This is a genomic window from Rhizobium sp. 2MFCol3.1, assembly GCF_000377565.1.
Classification (GTDB): Bacteria; Pseudomonadota; Alphaproteobacteria; order Rhizobiales; family Rhizobiaceae; genus Rhizobium.
Genome location: NZ_KB898379.1, coordinates 48,174 through 62,085, shown reverse-complemented (window position 1 = coordinate 62,085; position 13,912 = coordinate 48,174). Strand labels below are relative to the sequence as shown.

17 protein-coding genes are annotated in these 13,912 nt (G+C 60.8%); 10 read left to right on the top strand and 7 right to left on the bottom strand.

Annotated elements, in window-relative coordinates:
* The first annotated feature begins 461 nt into the window (after window positions 1-461).
* Window positions 462-758, top strand: a complete 297-nt coding sequence (locus D460_RS34170; RefSeq protein WP_037112427.1) for a hypothetical protein — start codon at window positions 462-464, stop codon at window positions 756-758.
* 146 nt (window positions 759-904) lie between these two features.
* A complete protein-coding gene (locus D460_RS0130380) occupies window positions 905-1,684 on the top strand; it encodes an ATP-binding cassette domain-containing protein (RefSeq protein WP_018902389.1) in 780 nt (259 codons plus the stop codon).
* Between the two features lie 108 nt (window positions 1,685-1,792).
* Here D460_RS0130380 and D460_RS0130375 read toward each other — a convergent pair whose 3' ends face one another.
* Complete coding sequence (locus D460_RS0130375) at window positions 1,793-3,565, bottom strand: ABC transporter ATP-binding protein (RefSeq protein WP_018902388.1); 1,773 nt, start codon at window positions 3,563-3,565, stop codon at window positions 1,793-1,795.
* A 432-nt stretch (window positions 3,566-3,997) separates the two neighbouring features.
* On the opposite strand from D460_RS0130375, the gene rutA reads away from it, so the two are divergent.
* The 7 genes from rutA to D460_RS0130340 all read left to right on the top strand — a co-directional run bounded on the left by rutA (window position 3,998) and on the right by D460_RS0130340 (window position 8,506).
* Window positions 3,998-5,086 carry a pyrimidine utilization protein A gene (rutA, locus tag D460_RS0130370; protein ID WP_018902387.1) on the top strand — a complete coding sequence of 363 codons (1,089 nt, stop codon included), beginning with the start codon at window positions 3,998-4,000 and terminating at the stop codon, window positions 5,084-5,086.
* Window positions 5,083-5,820: a pyrimidine utilization protein B gene (gene rutB, locus D460_RS0130365; RefSeq protein ID WP_018902386.1), complete on the top strand. Its 738-nt coding sequence runs from the start codon at window positions 5,083-5,085 to the stop codon at window positions 5,818-5,820. Before rutA ends, rutB begins: the two co-directional genes overlap by 4 nt.
* Window positions 5,821-5,845: 25 nt before the next feature.
* Window positions 5,846-6,235 carry a pyrimidine utilization protein C gene (gene rutC, locus D460_RS0130360; protein WP_018902385.1) on the top strand — a complete coding sequence of 130 codons (390 nt, stop codon included), beginning with the start codon at window positions 5,846-5,848 and terminating at the stop codon, window positions 6,233-6,235.
* 5 nt (window positions 6,236-6,240) lie between these two features.
* Window positions 6,241-7,032 (top strand): pyrimidine utilization protein D, encoded by a 792-nt coding sequence (gene rutD, locus D460_RS0130355; protein ID WP_018902384.1) that lies wholly within the window; start codon window positions 6,241-6,243, stop codon window positions 7,030-7,032.
* 9 nt (window positions 7,033-7,041) lie between these two features.
* Window positions 7,042-7,578 carry a flavin reductase gene (locus tag D460_RS0130350; protein ID WP_018902383.1) on the top strand — a complete coding sequence of 179 codons (537 nt, stop codon included), beginning with the start codon at window positions 7,042-7,044 and terminating at the stop codon, window positions 7,576-7,578.
* Window positions 7,579-7,688: 110 nt separating this feature from the next.
* Window positions 7,689-7,997: a hypothetical protein gene (locus D460_RS0130345; RefSeq protein WP_018902382.1), complete on the top strand. Its 309-nt coding sequence runs from the start codon at window positions 7,689-7,691 to the stop codon at window positions 7,995-7,997.
* An 80-nt stretch (window positions 7,998-8,077) separates the two neighbouring features.
* Entirely contained in the window at window positions 8,078-8,506 is a 429-nt protein-coding gene (locus D460_RS0130340) for a DUF4864 domain-containing protein (protein ID WP_018902381.1), read from the top strand.
* Window positions 8,507-8,509: 3 nt separating this feature from the next.
* On the opposite strand, the gene tgt is transcribed toward D460_RS0130340, so the two are convergent.
* From tgt to coaD, 5 genes are all read right to left on the bottom strand, one after another.
* Entirely contained in the window at window positions 8,510-9,640 is a 1,131-nt protein-coding gene (gene tgt, locus D460_RS0130335) for a tRNA guanosine(34) transglycosylase Tgt (RefSeq protein WP_018902380.1), read from the bottom strand.
* Entirely contained in the window at window positions 9,641-10,723 is a 1,083-nt protein-coding gene (queA, locus tag D460_RS0130330) for a tRNA preQ1(34) S-adenosylmethionine ribosyltransferase-isomerase QueA (RefSeq protein WP_018902379.1), read from the bottom strand. It abuts the gene before it with no gap.
* 85 nt (window positions 10,724-10,808) lie between these two features.
* Window positions 10,809-11,318, bottom strand: coding sequence for a peptidylprolyl isomerase (locus tag D460_RS0130325; RefSeq protein ID WP_018902378.1), 510 nt, complete (start codon window positions 11,316-11,318; stop codon window positions 10,809-10,811).
* A 26-nt stretch (window positions 11,319-11,344) separates the two neighbouring features.
* Window positions 11,345-11,908 (bottom strand): peptidylprolyl isomerase, encoded by a 564-nt coding sequence (locus D460_RS0130320; protein ID WP_018902377.1) that lies wholly within the window; start codon window positions 11,906-11,908, stop codon window positions 11,345-11,347.
* A gap of 25 nt (window positions 11,909-11,933) precedes the next feature.
* Window positions 11,934-12,428 (bottom strand): pantetheine-phosphate adenylyltransferase, encoded by a 495-nt coding sequence (coaD, locus tag D460_RS0130315; protein WP_018902376.1) that lies wholly within the window; start codon window positions 12,426-12,428, stop codon window positions 11,934-11,936.
* A 226-nt stretch (window positions 12,429-12,654) separates the two neighbouring features.
* Here coaD and D460_RS36245 point away from each other — a divergent pair, with 226 nt between their 5' ends.
* Window positions 12,655-12,831 carry a hypothetical protein gene (locus D460_RS36245; protein WP_018902375.1) on the top strand — a complete coding sequence of 59 codons (177 nt, stop codon included), beginning with the start codon at window positions 12,655-12,657 and terminating at the stop codon, window positions 12,829-12,831.
* A 576-nt stretch (window positions 12,832-13,407) separates the two neighbouring features.
* Here the strand turns inward: D460_RS36245 and D460_RS0130295 are convergent.
* Window positions 13,408-13,899, bottom strand: coding sequence for a GNAT family N-acetyltransferase (locus tag D460_RS0130295; protein WP_018902372.1), 492 nt, complete (start codon window positions 13,897-13,899; stop codon window positions 13,408-13,410).
* Window positions 13,900-13,912 lie beyond the last annotated feature (13 nt).

The following is a 13,912-nucleotide window of genomic DNA, read 5'->3' as shown; positions in this document are numbered from 1 at the left end:
GAGGTGACAGCGCGGCGACATCGACGTCACCCTGCAGCTTGATTTCCGGAAGCATCGTGCAGCTTTGATCCTTACCCGCTCTATTCAGATAAAAGCGAGTATCAGCCGACGACGAAACAATTGCCACAGAGAAAGCTAAAGCCGAAAGGGAGCGTCATCACCCGCCCCCGCTCCGCCCTTTCAACCCGGCCCAGCCGGTCGGATCGGGGGCTGATCCGAGCAGCCAGTGTCGCGTTTCTAAATGGCTGACAACGTCGCAGCCCTATTCAGCTTTGACATTTTCCACGGATGGGGCAGATTCCATTTCCAAGTGCGACATGCCAATGACTTCAGAGCCCTCCTCGATAGATCGCATATCGGTTGTTACCAGCAATTGACCCTCGCCGTTTGTCATGAGCTCATAACAGCCTTGCGGATACGGATGTGCCGTTCCGTCTGCGTAGACGTTGAAGGATAAGCGCGTGTCGTCACCCATCATCGATTTGTCGAAACTGAGAGATATCGGCTGGTCGCTCTGGGATCCGATCGGCCTCATGCCCGAAGGATGGACATGGCGCGACGATGACGCAGCCGGTTTCGAAGACGAATATGACAGCTACCTTCAGAACGCCGCCGCACAGCTTCTCCAAGGCGCGCCGGCGGCTGAAGTCGTCAACTACCTGGTGAAGGTCGAAACCGTCCTCATGAGCCTCTCTCAAAGACCCGACACGATGCTCAGGGCGCAGGCCGTGGTTCACGCAATCCTTGCAGAGGCTTAGCGAGCGTCGTTCACCCGAGAAGGAAAAACGCCCCGCCCGCCCTCGTATCACCACCACATAAGTTGACATCTTCAGTGAACTTTTGCACTTACATCCGTGCGATCCGGATGTCTGGCGTCGCACCACATGCAGACGGAGATGCCACTATGCCCGCCGAATTCCTAACCCTGTCGCAGATCCACTACGAGGCCAGCAAGAAGCATATCTTGCGCGGTGTCGATCTGACGCTTGAGGCGGGCCGCGTCTATGGGCTGGTCGGGCCAAACGGTTCGGGCAAGAGCTCGTTGTTGAAGACGATCGCCCGCCAGGTCGATCCGACGTCGGGCGCCGTCGAGCTACAGGGAAAGCCGGCAGCCAGCTGGGGCGGGCGCGCTTTCGCTCGCGAGATCGCCTATATGCCGCAGTTTACCCCCGCCACCGATGGCATGACAGTGCGCGAGCTTGTCGCGCTCGGCCGCTTTCCCTGGCACGGCACGCTCGGCCGCTTCACCCAGGCCGATCGCGATCTGGTCGAGGATGCCATCCGGCGCACCGATCTCGAGCGCTTCGCCGATAGCCTCGTCGCCAACATGTCAGGCGGCGAGCGCCAGCGCGCCTGGATCGCCATGATGCTGGCGCAGAACGCCAGCTTCTTGCTGCTCGATGAACCCACCTCCGCGCTCGACCTCGCCCACCAGGCGGGTGTGCTATCGCTGCTGCGTGAGCTAAGCCACGAGCGTGGCCTGACGATCGTCGTCGTCCTCCACGACATCAACCTCGCCGCGCGCTACTGCGACGAGCTGGTGGCGCTGAACGATGGCAGGATTTCGGCGCGCGGCAAGCCTGCGGAGATAGTTCAGTCGGACGTGCTGAAGTCGGTCTTCGGCGTCGAGATGGGCGTCTTCCCGCACCCCGTCAGCAACGAGCCGGTCAGCTATCTGCTCTAGTCAAGACCGCTCGGCTGGCCGGCCTTGCAACAACATAGCCGACCAAGCATCGGATTGAATGAGATAATTGCAATCCTCACCTAAGGTGAGGATTTCAGCCGCTTAACGCTACGCCAGCTTCTTCGTATCCGGCGCCCCATCATCATCGGGCGCGCTCGTCTGTTGCGCCATATGCAGCCGCCGATAGGGCCCCGCGCGCCGGAGCAGGTCGCGGTGGCTGCCCTCTTCGACCACCCTACCCTTGTCAATCACGCAAATCCGGTCCGCCTCGGTGATCGTCGCCAGCCGATGCGCGATGACGAGCGTCGTACGGCCTTGAGACAGCTCGGCCAAAGATTGCTGGATCGCCCGTTCGGTCTCCGTGTCCAGCGCCGACGTCGCCTCGTCGAGAATGAGGATCGGCGGGTTTTTCAGGAAGATGCGGGCAATCGCTAGACGCTGCTTCTGGCCGCCGGAAAGCTTGACGCCGCGCTCGCCGATGATGGTGTCCAGTCCAGCCGGCAGGCCGGCGATCACCTCGTCGAGACGAGCTCGGCGGGCCGCATCGAGAATGTCGGCTTCACCCGCGCCCAGTCTGCCGTAAGCGATATTCTCGCGCATGGTGCCGGCAAACAGGAACACGTCCTGCTGCACGATGCCGATGCTCGAGCGCAGCGAAGCGAGCGTCATCTGTCTAATGTCTACGCCATCGATGGAAATCGCGCCGCTGGTGACGTCATAGAAGCGCGGCAGCAGCGAACAGACGGTCGTCTTGCCGGCCCCCGATGGCCCCACGAAGGCGATCGTCTCGCCCGCCTTGATCGTCAGGTCGAGCCCGTCAAGGATTGGCTTTCCTTCCTGATAGGCGAAGCGCACGTCGCTGTAGCGAATGTCGCCCGTCAGGCGCGGCATGTTGCGGGCGTCCTTGATATCGGCGATATCGGGGTCGGTATCGAGAAACGCCGTATAGCGCTGGAAGCCGGCGATCCCCTTCGGATAGGTCTCGATCACGGAATTGATCTTGTCTATCGGCCGGAAGAAGACGCCGACGAGAAGCAGGAAGCCGACGAAGCCGCCGGCCGAGAGTTCGCCTCTCGTCACGTACCAGGCGCCGACAAGCATCACGACCACCTGCACGAAGCGCATCGAGAGATAGGAGAGCGACGTCGAGGCCGCCATCGCCCAATAGGCCTGCAGCTTGGTCGAGAGATAGCCGGCATTGTTGACGGCGAAGAGCTTGCGCTCGTGGTCCTCATTGGCGAAGGCCTGGACGACGCGAATGCCACCGACCGTCTCCTCGATGCGAGCGTTGAAATCCGCAACACGGCCGTAGAGCGAATGCCAGGTCTTCGTCATCCGGCGACCATAGCGCGTCGTTACAAAGGCGGTCAGAGGCACGATCAGCGCGGTTACGATCGCCAGCGGCGGATGTTCCCACCACATCAGAATGAAGGCGCCGACCAGCGTCATCACGGCGATGAAGATGTCTTCGGGCCCGTGGTGGGCAACCTCACCGATCTCTTCGAGATCCTTGGTCAGCCGCGCCACGAGGTGGCCTGTCTTCTGGTTGTCGAAATAGGAGAAGGAGAGCTTTTGCAGATGATCAAACGCCCTCGCCCGCATCTCCGTTTCTATCTTCAGGCCAAGCATATGGCCCCAATAGGTGACGATCACCTGCAGACCGGCGTTGACGACATAGATCGCAAGCAAGCCGATGGCCGCCAGTCCGATCAGCCCGAGCTGGCCGGTCGGCAACAGCCTGTCGATGAACATTGTCACGGCCACGGGAAAGGCAAGCTCCAGCAGGCCCGCCGTCACCGCGCTGCCGAAGTCGAGCACGAAAAGTCCCCGGTGCGGCTTGTAATAGCCGGCGAAGCGTTTCAGCAGCGACGATGTGCTCATCCGCGAGCCCTCCCCAATCGATGAAAATGCTTGCGGTGCGCGGTCGGGCGCTGAATGCAACTGTGTGGAAGACAGTGCGCCCTGGCAAAAGCCAGCCGCTTCAAGGATTTGCCCGATATCCAAATCCGGCGTCAAAAAGTCAAGTTACTTCTTGGTGAGACCACGCCCCGAGGTTGCGGGGCGATATTGGCAACGCCTGGATCTGCGGAATATTCAGGCATGATCGAGAGAGGCTAAAAATTTGAGCAGCAATGTCTGCTTTTTCGGCAGGAAATTTATCGTTCGGTAAAAAATTGACCAAACGATAAATAAATTACGCTTGGCCATATCGCATCACGCTGATTTTATTGACGTTTATCAATCTGGCACGCCACCTGCATTGAAAATACCGAACCAGATCCTTTGCCGCATTGCCTCAAGAGGAGAGCAGATATGGCAGTCGGTGTTTTCATCCCGATCGGAAACAATGGTTGGCTGCTGTCGGAAAACGCGCCGCAGTACAAGCCGAGCTTCGAGCTCAACAAGGAAATCACGCTGAAGGCCGAGAAATACGGCTTCGATTTTGCCTTGTCGATGATCAAGCTGCGCGGCTTCGGCGGCAAGACGGAGTTCTGGGACTACAATCTGGAATCCTTCACGCTGATGGCCGGCCTTGCCGCCGTCACGTCGAAGATCAAACTCTTCGGCACGGCCGCGACGTTGGTCATGCCGCCGGCGATCGTCGCGCGCATGGCGACCACGATCGACAGCATTTCCGGTGGCCGCTTCGGCGTCAACCTCGTCACCGGCTGGCAGCGGCCGGAATACAGCCAGATGGGCCTGTGGCCGGGCGACGACTATTTCGGCGACCGCTACGAATATCTCGGCGAATACACGGCCGTCCTCAAGGACCTCTTGACGACGGGCCAGTCCGATCTCAAGGGCAAGTTCTTCCAGATGGACGATTGCCGGATGAAGCCGGTGCCCGAAAACGTGAAGCTGATCTGCGCCGGCTCTTCCGACAAGGGCATGGCATTCTCCGCCGCCTATGCCGATTACAGCTTTTGCTTCGGCGTCGGCGTCAACACGCCCACGGCCTTTGCCTCGACCAACCAGCGCCTTCTCAACGCAACCGCAAAGACCGGACGCGACGTGCGCTCCTTCGTGCTGACGATGGTGCTTGCCGAGGAAAAGTCGGAGGACGCCTGGGCGAAGTGGGAGCATTACAAGGCAGGCGCTGACGAGGAAGCGATCAAGTGGCTCGGCCTGCAGAGTGCCGCCGATACCAAGTCCGGCTCCGACACCAATGTTCGCCACATGTCGAACCCGGTCTCGGCGGTCAATATCAACATGGGCACGCTGATCGGCTCCTATGAGGAGGTCGCTGCCATGCTCGACGAGATGGCTGCTGTGCCCGGCACGGGCGGCGTCATGCTGACCTTCGACGATTTCGTCGAAGGCGTTGAGAAGTTCGGCAAATACGTCCAGCCGCTGATGAAGAGCCGCCGTCGCGTCACCGAAATGCTGGAGGCCGCCGAATGAGCGTCGCACCCGTTGGATACGAGGCGCCGCGCGAGCGCACGCAAAGCGTCACCCTCCCCGCCCGCCCCGAGCCAATCACGCTGAAGCCGAGCGAAACAGCCGTCGTCGTCGTCGACATGCAGAACGCCTATTCGACCGAAGGCGGCTATGTCGATCTCGCCGGCTTCGATATCGCCGGCGCCAAGGGCACGATCGCCAACATCAAGAATACGCTCGACGCCGCGCGTGCCGCGGGCGTCCAGGTCATCTATTTCCAGAATGGCTGGGACAAGGATTATGTCGAGGCCGGCGGACCGGGCTCGCCCAATTATCACAAGTCGAATGCGCTGAAGACCATGCGCCAGCGGCCGGAGCTGCAGGGCCAGCTCTTGGCAAAGGGCACATGGGACTATGCGATCGTCGACGAGTTGCAGCCGCAGCCGGGCGACATTCTGGTGCCGAAGACCCGCTACAGTGGCTTCTTCAACACCAACATGGACAGCGTGCTGCGCGCCCGCGGCATCCGCAATCTCGTCTTTGTCGGCATTGCCACCAATGTCTGCGTCGAGAGCTCGCTGCGCGATGCCTTCCACCTCGAATATTTCGGCGTGATGCTTGAGGACGCGACCCATCACCTGGGGCCTGATTTCATCCAGCAGGCGACCGTCTACAACGTCGAGAAATTCTTCGGCTGGGTCTCAACCGTCAACGATTTCTGCGGCGTCATTAGCCAAGCAGCACCCACCGAAGCCTGATCACGAGCAAAGAAGAGGACACATCATGCCAAAATCGATCATCGTCCCCGAGGGAACCCAGAAGCCGATCGCGCCCTATTCGCCGGGCACGCTTGCCGACGGCATCGTCTATGTCTCCGGCACCCTGCCCTTCGACAAGAACAACGATGTCGTCCATGTCGGCGATGCCGGCGCCCAGACCCGCCATGTGCTCGAGACTATCAAGTCGGTAATCGAAACGGCTGGCGGCACGATGGAAGACGTCACGATGAACCACATCTTCGTCACCGACTGGGCCAACTACCAGGCCGTCAACGCCGTCTATGCCGAATATTTCCCCGGCGACAAGCCGGCCCGTTACTGCGTCCAGTGCGGCCTGGTGAAACCTGACGCGCTCGTCGAGATCGCGACCGTCGCTCATATCGGCAAGAAGTGACGAGCATGCATTACGACATACATGGCCAGACCCATGCCGATGCCAGGACCATCATCCTGTCATCCGGCCTTGGCGGCGCAGCGGGTTACTGGGCGCCGCAGATCGAGGCGCTCTCAGCCGATTTCCGCGTCGTCACCTACGATCATCGCGGCACCGGTCGCACCGGTGGTGAGGTCCCCGAAGCGGGCGGCATCGCCGCCATGGCCGATGATGTGCTGGAGATCGCGCTGGAACTCGGCATCGACCGTTTCGATTTCATGGGCCACGCGCTCGGCGGCCTGATTGGTCTGGATATAGCACTCCGCCGCCCCGATATGATCGGCCAGCTCATCCTCGTCAACGCCTGGAGCAAGGCGGATCCGCATTCCGGCCGTTGCTTCGATGTCAGGATCGAGCTGCTGGAGCGGTCGGGCGTCGAGATGTTCGTCAAGGCGCAGCCGCTCTTCCTCTACCCCTCGGTCTGGATGTCCGACAATGCCGAGCGTCTCGATACAGAGCAGCGGCACGCCATCGCCCATTTTCAGGGCAAGACCAATATCCTGCGTCGTATCGCGGCTCTCCGGGCCTTCGATCTTGACGACCGCCTGTCAGAGATTGCTGCCCACACGCTGGTCATGGCAACTCGCGACGACCTCCTCGTCCCCTACACCCGATCGGTGCGCCTCGCCGAGGGACTGCCGCATGCCGAACTGGCTCTCACGGACTTCGGCGCCCACGCCGTCAACGTGACAGAGGCGAAGAGCTTCAACGACACCATGCTGCGCTTCCTTCGTGACGCGAGATCCGAAATCCGCTAGGACCCCGATATGCAAGCATCAGCCAAATTGATCCCGGACGTAACCGCAACGGCCACAGGCGCCGATACGACGGACCAGCGCAAGCAGGATTACCGCAACGCGATGGCCCGCCTCGGCGCCGCCGTCAACGTCGTCACATCGGATGGCCCGGCGGGCCTCGCGGGCTTCGCCGCAACCGCCGTCTGCAGCGTCACCGACGATCCGCCCACGCTTCTGGTCTGCATTAATCGCGGCTCCTCCGCCTATCCGGCCGTGAACGCAAACCGCGTGCTCTGCGTCAACACCCTGTCGCACGCCCACGAGGATCTGAGCCGCCGTTTCGGTGGCAAGACCCCGGTGCAGGAACGGTTCGAAGGCGCCAGCTGGTCGGTGCTCGAAACAGGTGCGCCCGCCCTTGACGACGCGCTGATCTCGCTCGACTGCAAGGTGAAGTCGGTCTCCGATGGTGGCACCCACGACATCCTGATCTGCGAGGTGGTGGCGATCAAGGAGAATGAAGGCGGCCAAGCGCTGATCTATTTCGATCGTCGCTACCATACGATCTGATCCCTCATACGGAACAAGAGCTTAGGTCAACGCGTTCCTGCCGGAATTCTGGTTCATCCCGTAGCGTGGCGTGACGTCGCGCCGCCAGGATGACCATCTTGGAGACGCCGATGCCCTGGATCGCCTTTATCGTTCACTTCTTTGCCGCCGCCATCATGACCAACGGCATTCCGCACTTCGTCAACGGCGTCTGTGGCCGGCCGTTCCGCACGCCGTTCGTGCGGATGTCAGGTGCCGGCGAGAGTTCGGCGGAGCTTAATGTCGTCTGGGGCTGGGCGAACTTCGTCGTCGCCTTCCTGCTCTTCGCCAATGTCGGGCCGCTCTATATCGGCACTCCCATCGACACCATCTTCATCGCCGCCGGTGTGCTCGTCGCGGGTCTGATCCTGTCGCGAATATTCGCACGCGGCCGGCTCTGATTGCCTCTTTCCTTGCGCGCTGAAAGCCCTACAATTCAAGGGGTGGCGGCTATTGCCACGGGATAGTGGGAGATATGCCGATGCGCGCCTTCTTCGCAGTCCTCATCCTCAGTCTCACAGCGATTTTCACGCTGTCGCCGGCGCGCGCGGAAGACCCGCTGGATACAACGCGGTCGATGATCGAGGCGCAAATCAAGGCCTTCCTGCAGGACGATCCCGAGGCGGCCTATTCCTACGCCGCCCCCGGCATTAAGGCGGTCTATCCCGACAAGAACGTCTTCTTCGCCATGGTCAAGAAGAGCTATGAGCCGGTCTATCACCCCGGAAATTACGCCTTCGGCCGCAGCCGCTCGATCGACAACGGAGCGATGATCTACCACGAGGTGCTGATTTCCGGCCGCGACGGCAAGGACTGGACGGCGATCTACCAGGTCATCCGTCAGCCGGATGGCAGCTACAAGATCGGCGGCGTCCAGATCCTGCCTGACACGGCGAGCAAAGGCATCTGAGCCTTAGACCGGGTCGATATCGCCCTTAGCCCATTCGGCTTCGGTCTCCGCCATGAAGTCAGCAAAGCGACCTTCGGCGATCGCCTTGCGGATACCCTGCATCAGTTCCTGATAGTAGGAGAGGTTGTTCCACGAGAGCAGCATACCGCCCAGCGCCTCGTTCGAGCGCACGAGGTGGTGCAGATAGGCGCGTGAATAGTCGCGCGTCGCCGGGCAGCTCGACTGCTCGTCGAGCGGGCGCATGTCCTCGGCATGGCGGGCATTGCGGATGTTGACCTTGCCGCGGCGGGTGAAGGCCAGGCCGTGACGGCCGGAACGGGTCGGCATCACGCAGTCGAACATGTCGATCCCGCGCGCCACCGAGCGCAGCATGTCCTCGGGCGTGCCGACGCCCATCAGATAGCGCGGCTTCTCGGTTGGCAGGACCGGCAGCGTCTCCTCGAGCATCTTCAGCATCACCGCCTGCGGCTCGCCGACGGCAAGGCCGCCGACCGCGTAGCCCTTGAGGTCGAGATCGGCAAGCGCTGCTGCGGAGCGTACGCGCAGCGCCGGAATATCGCCGCCCTGCACGATGCCGAACATAGCCTTGCCCGGCTGGTTGCCGAAGGCGACCTTGCAGCGTTCGGCCCAGCGCAGCGACATCTCCATGGCGCGTTCGATCTCGCGCGGCTCGGCCGGAAGTGCCACGCACTCGTCGAGCTGCATCTGGATATCGCTGTCGAGCAGCCCCTGGATCTCGATCGAGCGCTCCGGCGACATGTGGTGCAGGCTGCCATCGACATGGCTCTTGAAGGTAACGCCCTGCTCGTCGAGCTTGCGCAGACCGGACAGCGACATGACCTGGAAGCCGCCGCTATCGGTCAGGATAGGCCCATCCCAGCGGATCAGCTTGTGCAGGCCGCCAAGTCGCGCCACGCGCTCTGCCGTCGGCCGCAGCATCAGATGATAGGTATTGCCGAGAATGATATCGGCGCCGCCTTCGCGCACCTGGTCGAGATACATCGCCTTGACGGTGCCGACGGTGCCGACGGGCATAAACGCCGGCGTGCGGATCGTGCCGCGCGGCATGGAAACTTCGCCGAGACGGGCGCCGCCATCGGTCTTCTTGAGGGTGAACTGGAAGTTCTCGGTCATCTAGTCTTTCCGGAAAAGAAGGCTGGAATCGCCATAGGAATAGAAGCGGTAGCCTGTGGAAATGGCATGTTCATAGGCAGCGTGCATGGTCTCCAGGCCGGCAAAGGCCGAGACCAGCATGAACAGCGTCGAGCGTGGCAGGTGGAAGTTGGTCATCAGCACATCCACCGCCTTGAAGCGGTAACCCGGCGTAATGAAAATGCCCGTGGCGCCCGCCCAGCCGCGGATCTCGCCGCTATCCTGCGCAGCGCTTTCGATTAGCCGCAGCGAGGTGGTGCCGACGCAGACGACCCGCCCGCCCCTCGCCTTCACGGCATTGAGCTTGGCGGCCGTCTCGCCGCTGACATAGCCGCTTTCGAGATGCATCTTGTGGTCGTCGGTATCGTCGACCTTCATCGGTAGGAATGTGCCGGCACCGACATGAAGCGTCACGAAATGCCGCTCGATGCCGGCCTTGTCGAGTGCTGCGAAAAGTTCGGGCGTAAAATGCAGTCCGGCGGTGGGTGCTGCGACAGCGCCGTCCTCGCGGGCGTAGATGGTCTGGTAGTCAGCGCGGTCGCGTTCGTCTTCGGCGCGCTTGGCGGCGATATAGGGCGGCAGCGGAATATGGCCGACGGAATGGATCACTTCGTCGAGCGCAGGACCCGACAGATCGAAGGCCAGCGTCACCTCGCCGCCCTCGCCCTTTTCTTCTACGGTGCAGTCGAGCGAGCCGAGAAGGCAGCTTTCGCCACCGTGGCCAAAGGCGATCCGGTCGCCGACCTTGATACGTTTGCCGGGCTTGGCAAACGCCTTCCAGCGATTGGCGCCCACCCGCATGTGCAGCGTCGCCGAAACCTGCTGGCCGCCCGCACCCTCGCGGTGGCGGATGCCTTCGAGCTGCGCCGGAATGACCTTGGTGTCGTTGAACACCAGCGCATCCCCCGCCTTCAGGAAGGACGGCAGGTCCGAAACACGGTGATCGGAGAGCTTCGTTTCGCCATTGGGATCGACGACAAGCAGGCGCGCGCTGTCGCGCGGCTCGGCGGGCCGCAGAGCGATCCGCTCATCGGGAAGCTCGAAATCGAAAAGGTCTACGCGCATAGGGCAGTTCCGGGAAGGCTGGTCCAGGCAAAGCGAAACCCGCCCCGCGCTTTCGCGCAAGGGCGGGTTCCAGCAAACATCACAATCAGACGTCGGCGGCAACCCGCATCGAGACGATCGAATCCGGATCGACGACCGGTTCGCCCTTCTTGATCTTGTCGACGTTGTCCATGCCTTCGATGACCTGGCCCCAGACGGAATACTGCTTATTCAGCCAGGGAGCATCCGTGAAGCAGATGAAGAACTGCGAGTTGGCGGAGTTCGGGTTCTGCGAACGAGCCATCGAGCAGGTGCCGCGGATATGGCTGACGGCCGAGAATTCAGCCTTCAGATCAGGCTTCTCGGAACCGCCCATGCCGGCACGACCAGGGTTGAAGCTCTCGCCACCCTTCTTGCCGAACTTCACGTCGCCGGTCTGCGCCATGAAGTCGTTGATGACGCGGTGGAACACGACGCCGTCATAGGCCTTCTCGCGTGCGAGTTCCTTGATGCGGGCCACGTGTTCAGGCGCCACTTCAGGCAGAAGCTGGATGACGACATTACCCTTGGTGGTTTCCAGGATGATGGTGTTTTCCGGATCCTTGATCTCAGCCATTGTTATTCTCCTACTGGTCTTGAAACTTACTTCTTGGCGATTGTGACCTTGACCATGCGGTCAGGATTGCTGACTTCGCCGTTCTGGCCTTCGCCCTTCTGGATCTTGTCGACGTTCTCCATGCCGGAGATCACCTTGCCGACGACCGTGTATTGGCCGTTCAGGAAGGAGCCGTCAGCGAACATGATGAAGAACTGCGAGTTGGCCGAATTCGGGTCCTGCGAGCGCGCCATGCCGACCGTGCCGCGCACGAACGGGGTCTTGGAGAACTCGGCCGGAATGTTCGGCATGTCCGAACCGCCAGTGCCGACCTGGTTCTTGTCGAAGCCCTTTTCCATGTTGCCGTACTGCACGTCGCCGGTCTGCGCCATGAAGCCGTCGATCACGCGGTGGAAGGCAACGTTGTCGTAGGCGCCCTTCTTGGCGAGCGCCTCGATCTGGGCGACATGCTTCGGCGCGACATCAGGCGCAAGCTCGATCACGACGGGGCCGCTCTTCAGCTGGATCGTCATCGTGTCGGCGGCGAAAACGTCGCCAACGAACGAAGCGAGATAAAGCACGCCGGCAAATGCAATATAGAAAAGTTTCATGATAGCTCCGTTGCGGCGAATTCGCCTAGGATTTGCGCTTTGATTGAAGGGCTTTCAAGACGGCGGCAGGTACGAATGCACTGACATCGCCTCCCATGCCTGCGATTTGACGGACCAATGTGGCGGTTATGGGCCGCGAGGCCGTGCCGGCCGGCAGAAAAACGGTCTGGATATCCGGCGCCATCTGCCGGTTCATGCCCGCCATCTGCATTTCGTAGTCGAGATCGGTACCATCTCTCAGGCCCCGGATCAGAAGCGTCGCGCCATGCGCACGGGCCGCATCGACCACCAGATTGTCGAAGGATACGACCGAAATATCCGACGCCCGCTCCGGCAAAACCTCCGCCAGCGACTGGCGGATCAGCTCGCCCTTCTCCTCGAACGAGAAGAGCGGCGTCTTGCCGGGATGAATGCCGATCGCGACGATCACTTTCGACGCAACGTTCAGCGCCTGGACGAGCACGTCAACATGTCCGTTCGTGATCGGGTCGAAAGACCCCGGATAGAAAGCTGTCGTCATTGGCCCCGGCCATTTGTTTCGACGCCTTTTGTCACGGATAAAGCCTTGCCGCAAGTCATTTGCCCCAAGCGCCGCCCAGTGGCGATAGGGGCGCAACCGGTGCTCGCCGGGCGACTGAATGCCGGATGAACGGCCCATTCAAGGCTGCTTCAGCCGCGATCTCTATAACAGGATGCATCAACGCCGCCGATGCCGACAGGGATCGGTTCACTCCTGGAAACCCACGATGCTCATCCTGCTTGTCATCACCTCGGTCGCCCTCTCCCTCGCCTTCGAATTTGTCTACGCCTACGTCCTGGAAGTGCGTGACGCCGCATGGGTGCGCAGCGACGTGAGGGAACATCACGAGATCGTGCGCGTTATGGGTCGCGTCTCCTTTAAACCGATTAGAGAAGACGCATAAACCGATTTAGGAAGATGAACGCCAGATGAACGAGGCATTCAAAGAGGCTTCAGATCGGCGTTGGTAAACGACTTGTCAATGTCCTGCGGAACCAATTCCAAACGGACGCGTTCTTTCAATCGAAGCGTTGCGCAAATAGGCGCTACAAGGAAGATGAATATGCCAAACAAGATTACCATGATTAACGCAGTATGGATGGTAATGATGACGGGTATGCTTGCAGCAACTGTTGCGCTTTATGATCAGAAGGTAGATGCGTCCAAAGTATACGGCCCTTATGCGTCGGCTCGTACGACCGTTGTGAGCCAATACTAACGGACGTGAAAGCAAAATCCTGGAGGATTGCTTATGTTCACGATCTTGACTGTGCTTACTGCCCTTATCAGCATCATGTTTATCGTATCTGTGGCATCGACCGTGACCGCCCTGCGGCGCGAAACCGAAGAAGATAAGAGACTACATGGCAAGCATAGCGTCTTTTGATCGGCTCTGAGCAGCCCGACAGCTGAAATACGAAAAGGCCGAGCGGCTCCCAGCGCTCGGCCTTTTCGCGTGTTGAGCAATATGAACGGAACGTCAGTCGACGATCCGCCTGACCATGATGACGTCATCGACCTCACGGGCGCCTTCCAGCACACCACCCGGTATCAGCCCGGCCTGGATAAATCCCGCATTCCGATAAAAGCCGATCGCTCCGGGATTTTCAGCGCTGGCCGTCAGTTCGAGCTGACGAATGCCGTGTTGCCGGGCATAGTCCACGACATGGTCGAGCAAGTCGCGCGCGAGACCAGTCCCGCGTTTCTCACCGCGCACATAGACCATGATAACAGTCGCACGATGCGCCATCTTTCCGGCCCGCTGCCGGAGCAGCCCCATGATCGCCACGGGCTCGTCGCCGTCGAAAGCAAGAAAGACGGGGTCGGCAAGCAATCGTCGACGCCATTCATCGTCGGGAAGCTTTGCCCATTCATCGAAGCTGCTGGCAAAGGCGGATGGCTCCAGGCGCAGCGCCTCGAGCCGGATGCGCTTGAACGCTTCCACATCGTCAGCGCCCAAAATCCTGATCATCGTGGCCTCCAAG

Coding starts and splice junctions, on each gene's coding strand:
- D460_RS0130380 (WP_018902389.1), top strand. CDS start 905: ATGCCCGCCGAATTCCTAACCCTGTCGCAGATCCACTACGAGGCCAGC.
- D460_RS0130375 (WP_018902388.1), bottom strand. CDS start 3,565: ATGAGCACATCGTCGCTGCTGAAACGCTTCGCCGGCTATTACAAGCCG.
- rutA (WP_018902387.1), top strand. CDS start 3,998: ATGGCAGTCGGTGTTTTCATCCCGATCGGAAACAATGGTTGGCTGCTG.
- rutB (WP_018902386.1), top strand. CDS start 5,083: ATGAGCGTCGCACCCGTTGGATACGAGGCGCCGCGCGAGCGCACGCAA.
- rutC (WP_018902385.1), top strand. CDS start 5,846: ATGCCAAAATCGATCATCGTCCCCGAGGGAACCCAGAAGCCGATCGCG.
- rutD (WP_018902384.1), top strand. CDS start 6,241: ATGCATTACGACATACATGGCCAGACCCATGCCGATGCCAGGACCATC.
- D460_RS0130350 (WP_018902383.1), top strand. CDS start 7,042: ATGCAAGCATCAGCCAAATTGATCCCGGACGTAACCGCAACGGCCACA.
- D460_RS0130345 (WP_018902382.1), top strand. CDS start 7,689: ATGCCCTGGATCGCCTTTATCGTTCACTTCTTTGCCGCCGCCATCATG.
- D460_RS0130340 (WP_018902381.1), top strand. CDS start 8,078: ATGCGCGCCTTCTTCGCAGTCCTCATCCTCAGTCTCACAGCGATTTTC.
- tgt (WP_018902380.1), bottom strand. CDS start 9,640: ATGACCGAGAACTTCCAGTTCACCCTCAAGAAGACCGATGGCGGCGCC.
- queA (WP_018902379.1), bottom strand. CDS start 10,723: ATGCGCGTAGACCTTTTCGATTTCGAGCTTCCCGATGAGCGGATCGCT.
- D460_RS0130325 (WP_018902378.1), bottom strand. CDS start 11,318: ATGGCTGAGATCAAGGATCCGGAAAACACCATCATCCTGGAAACCACC.
- D460_RS0130320 (WP_018902377.1), bottom strand. CDS start 11,908: ATGAAACTTTTCTATATTGCATTTGCCGGCGTGCTTTATCTCGCTTCG.
- coaD (WP_018902376.1), bottom strand. CDS start 12,428: ATGACGACAGCTTTCTATCCGGGGTCTTTCGACCCGATCACGAACGGA.
- D460_RS36245 (WP_018902375.1), top strand. CDS start 12,655: ATGCTCATCCTGCTTGTCATCACCTCGGTCGCCCTCTCCCTCGCCTTC.
- D460_RS0130295 (WP_018902372.1), bottom strand. CDS start 13,899: ATGATCAGGATTTTGGGCGCTGACGATGTGGAAGCGTTCAAGCGCATC.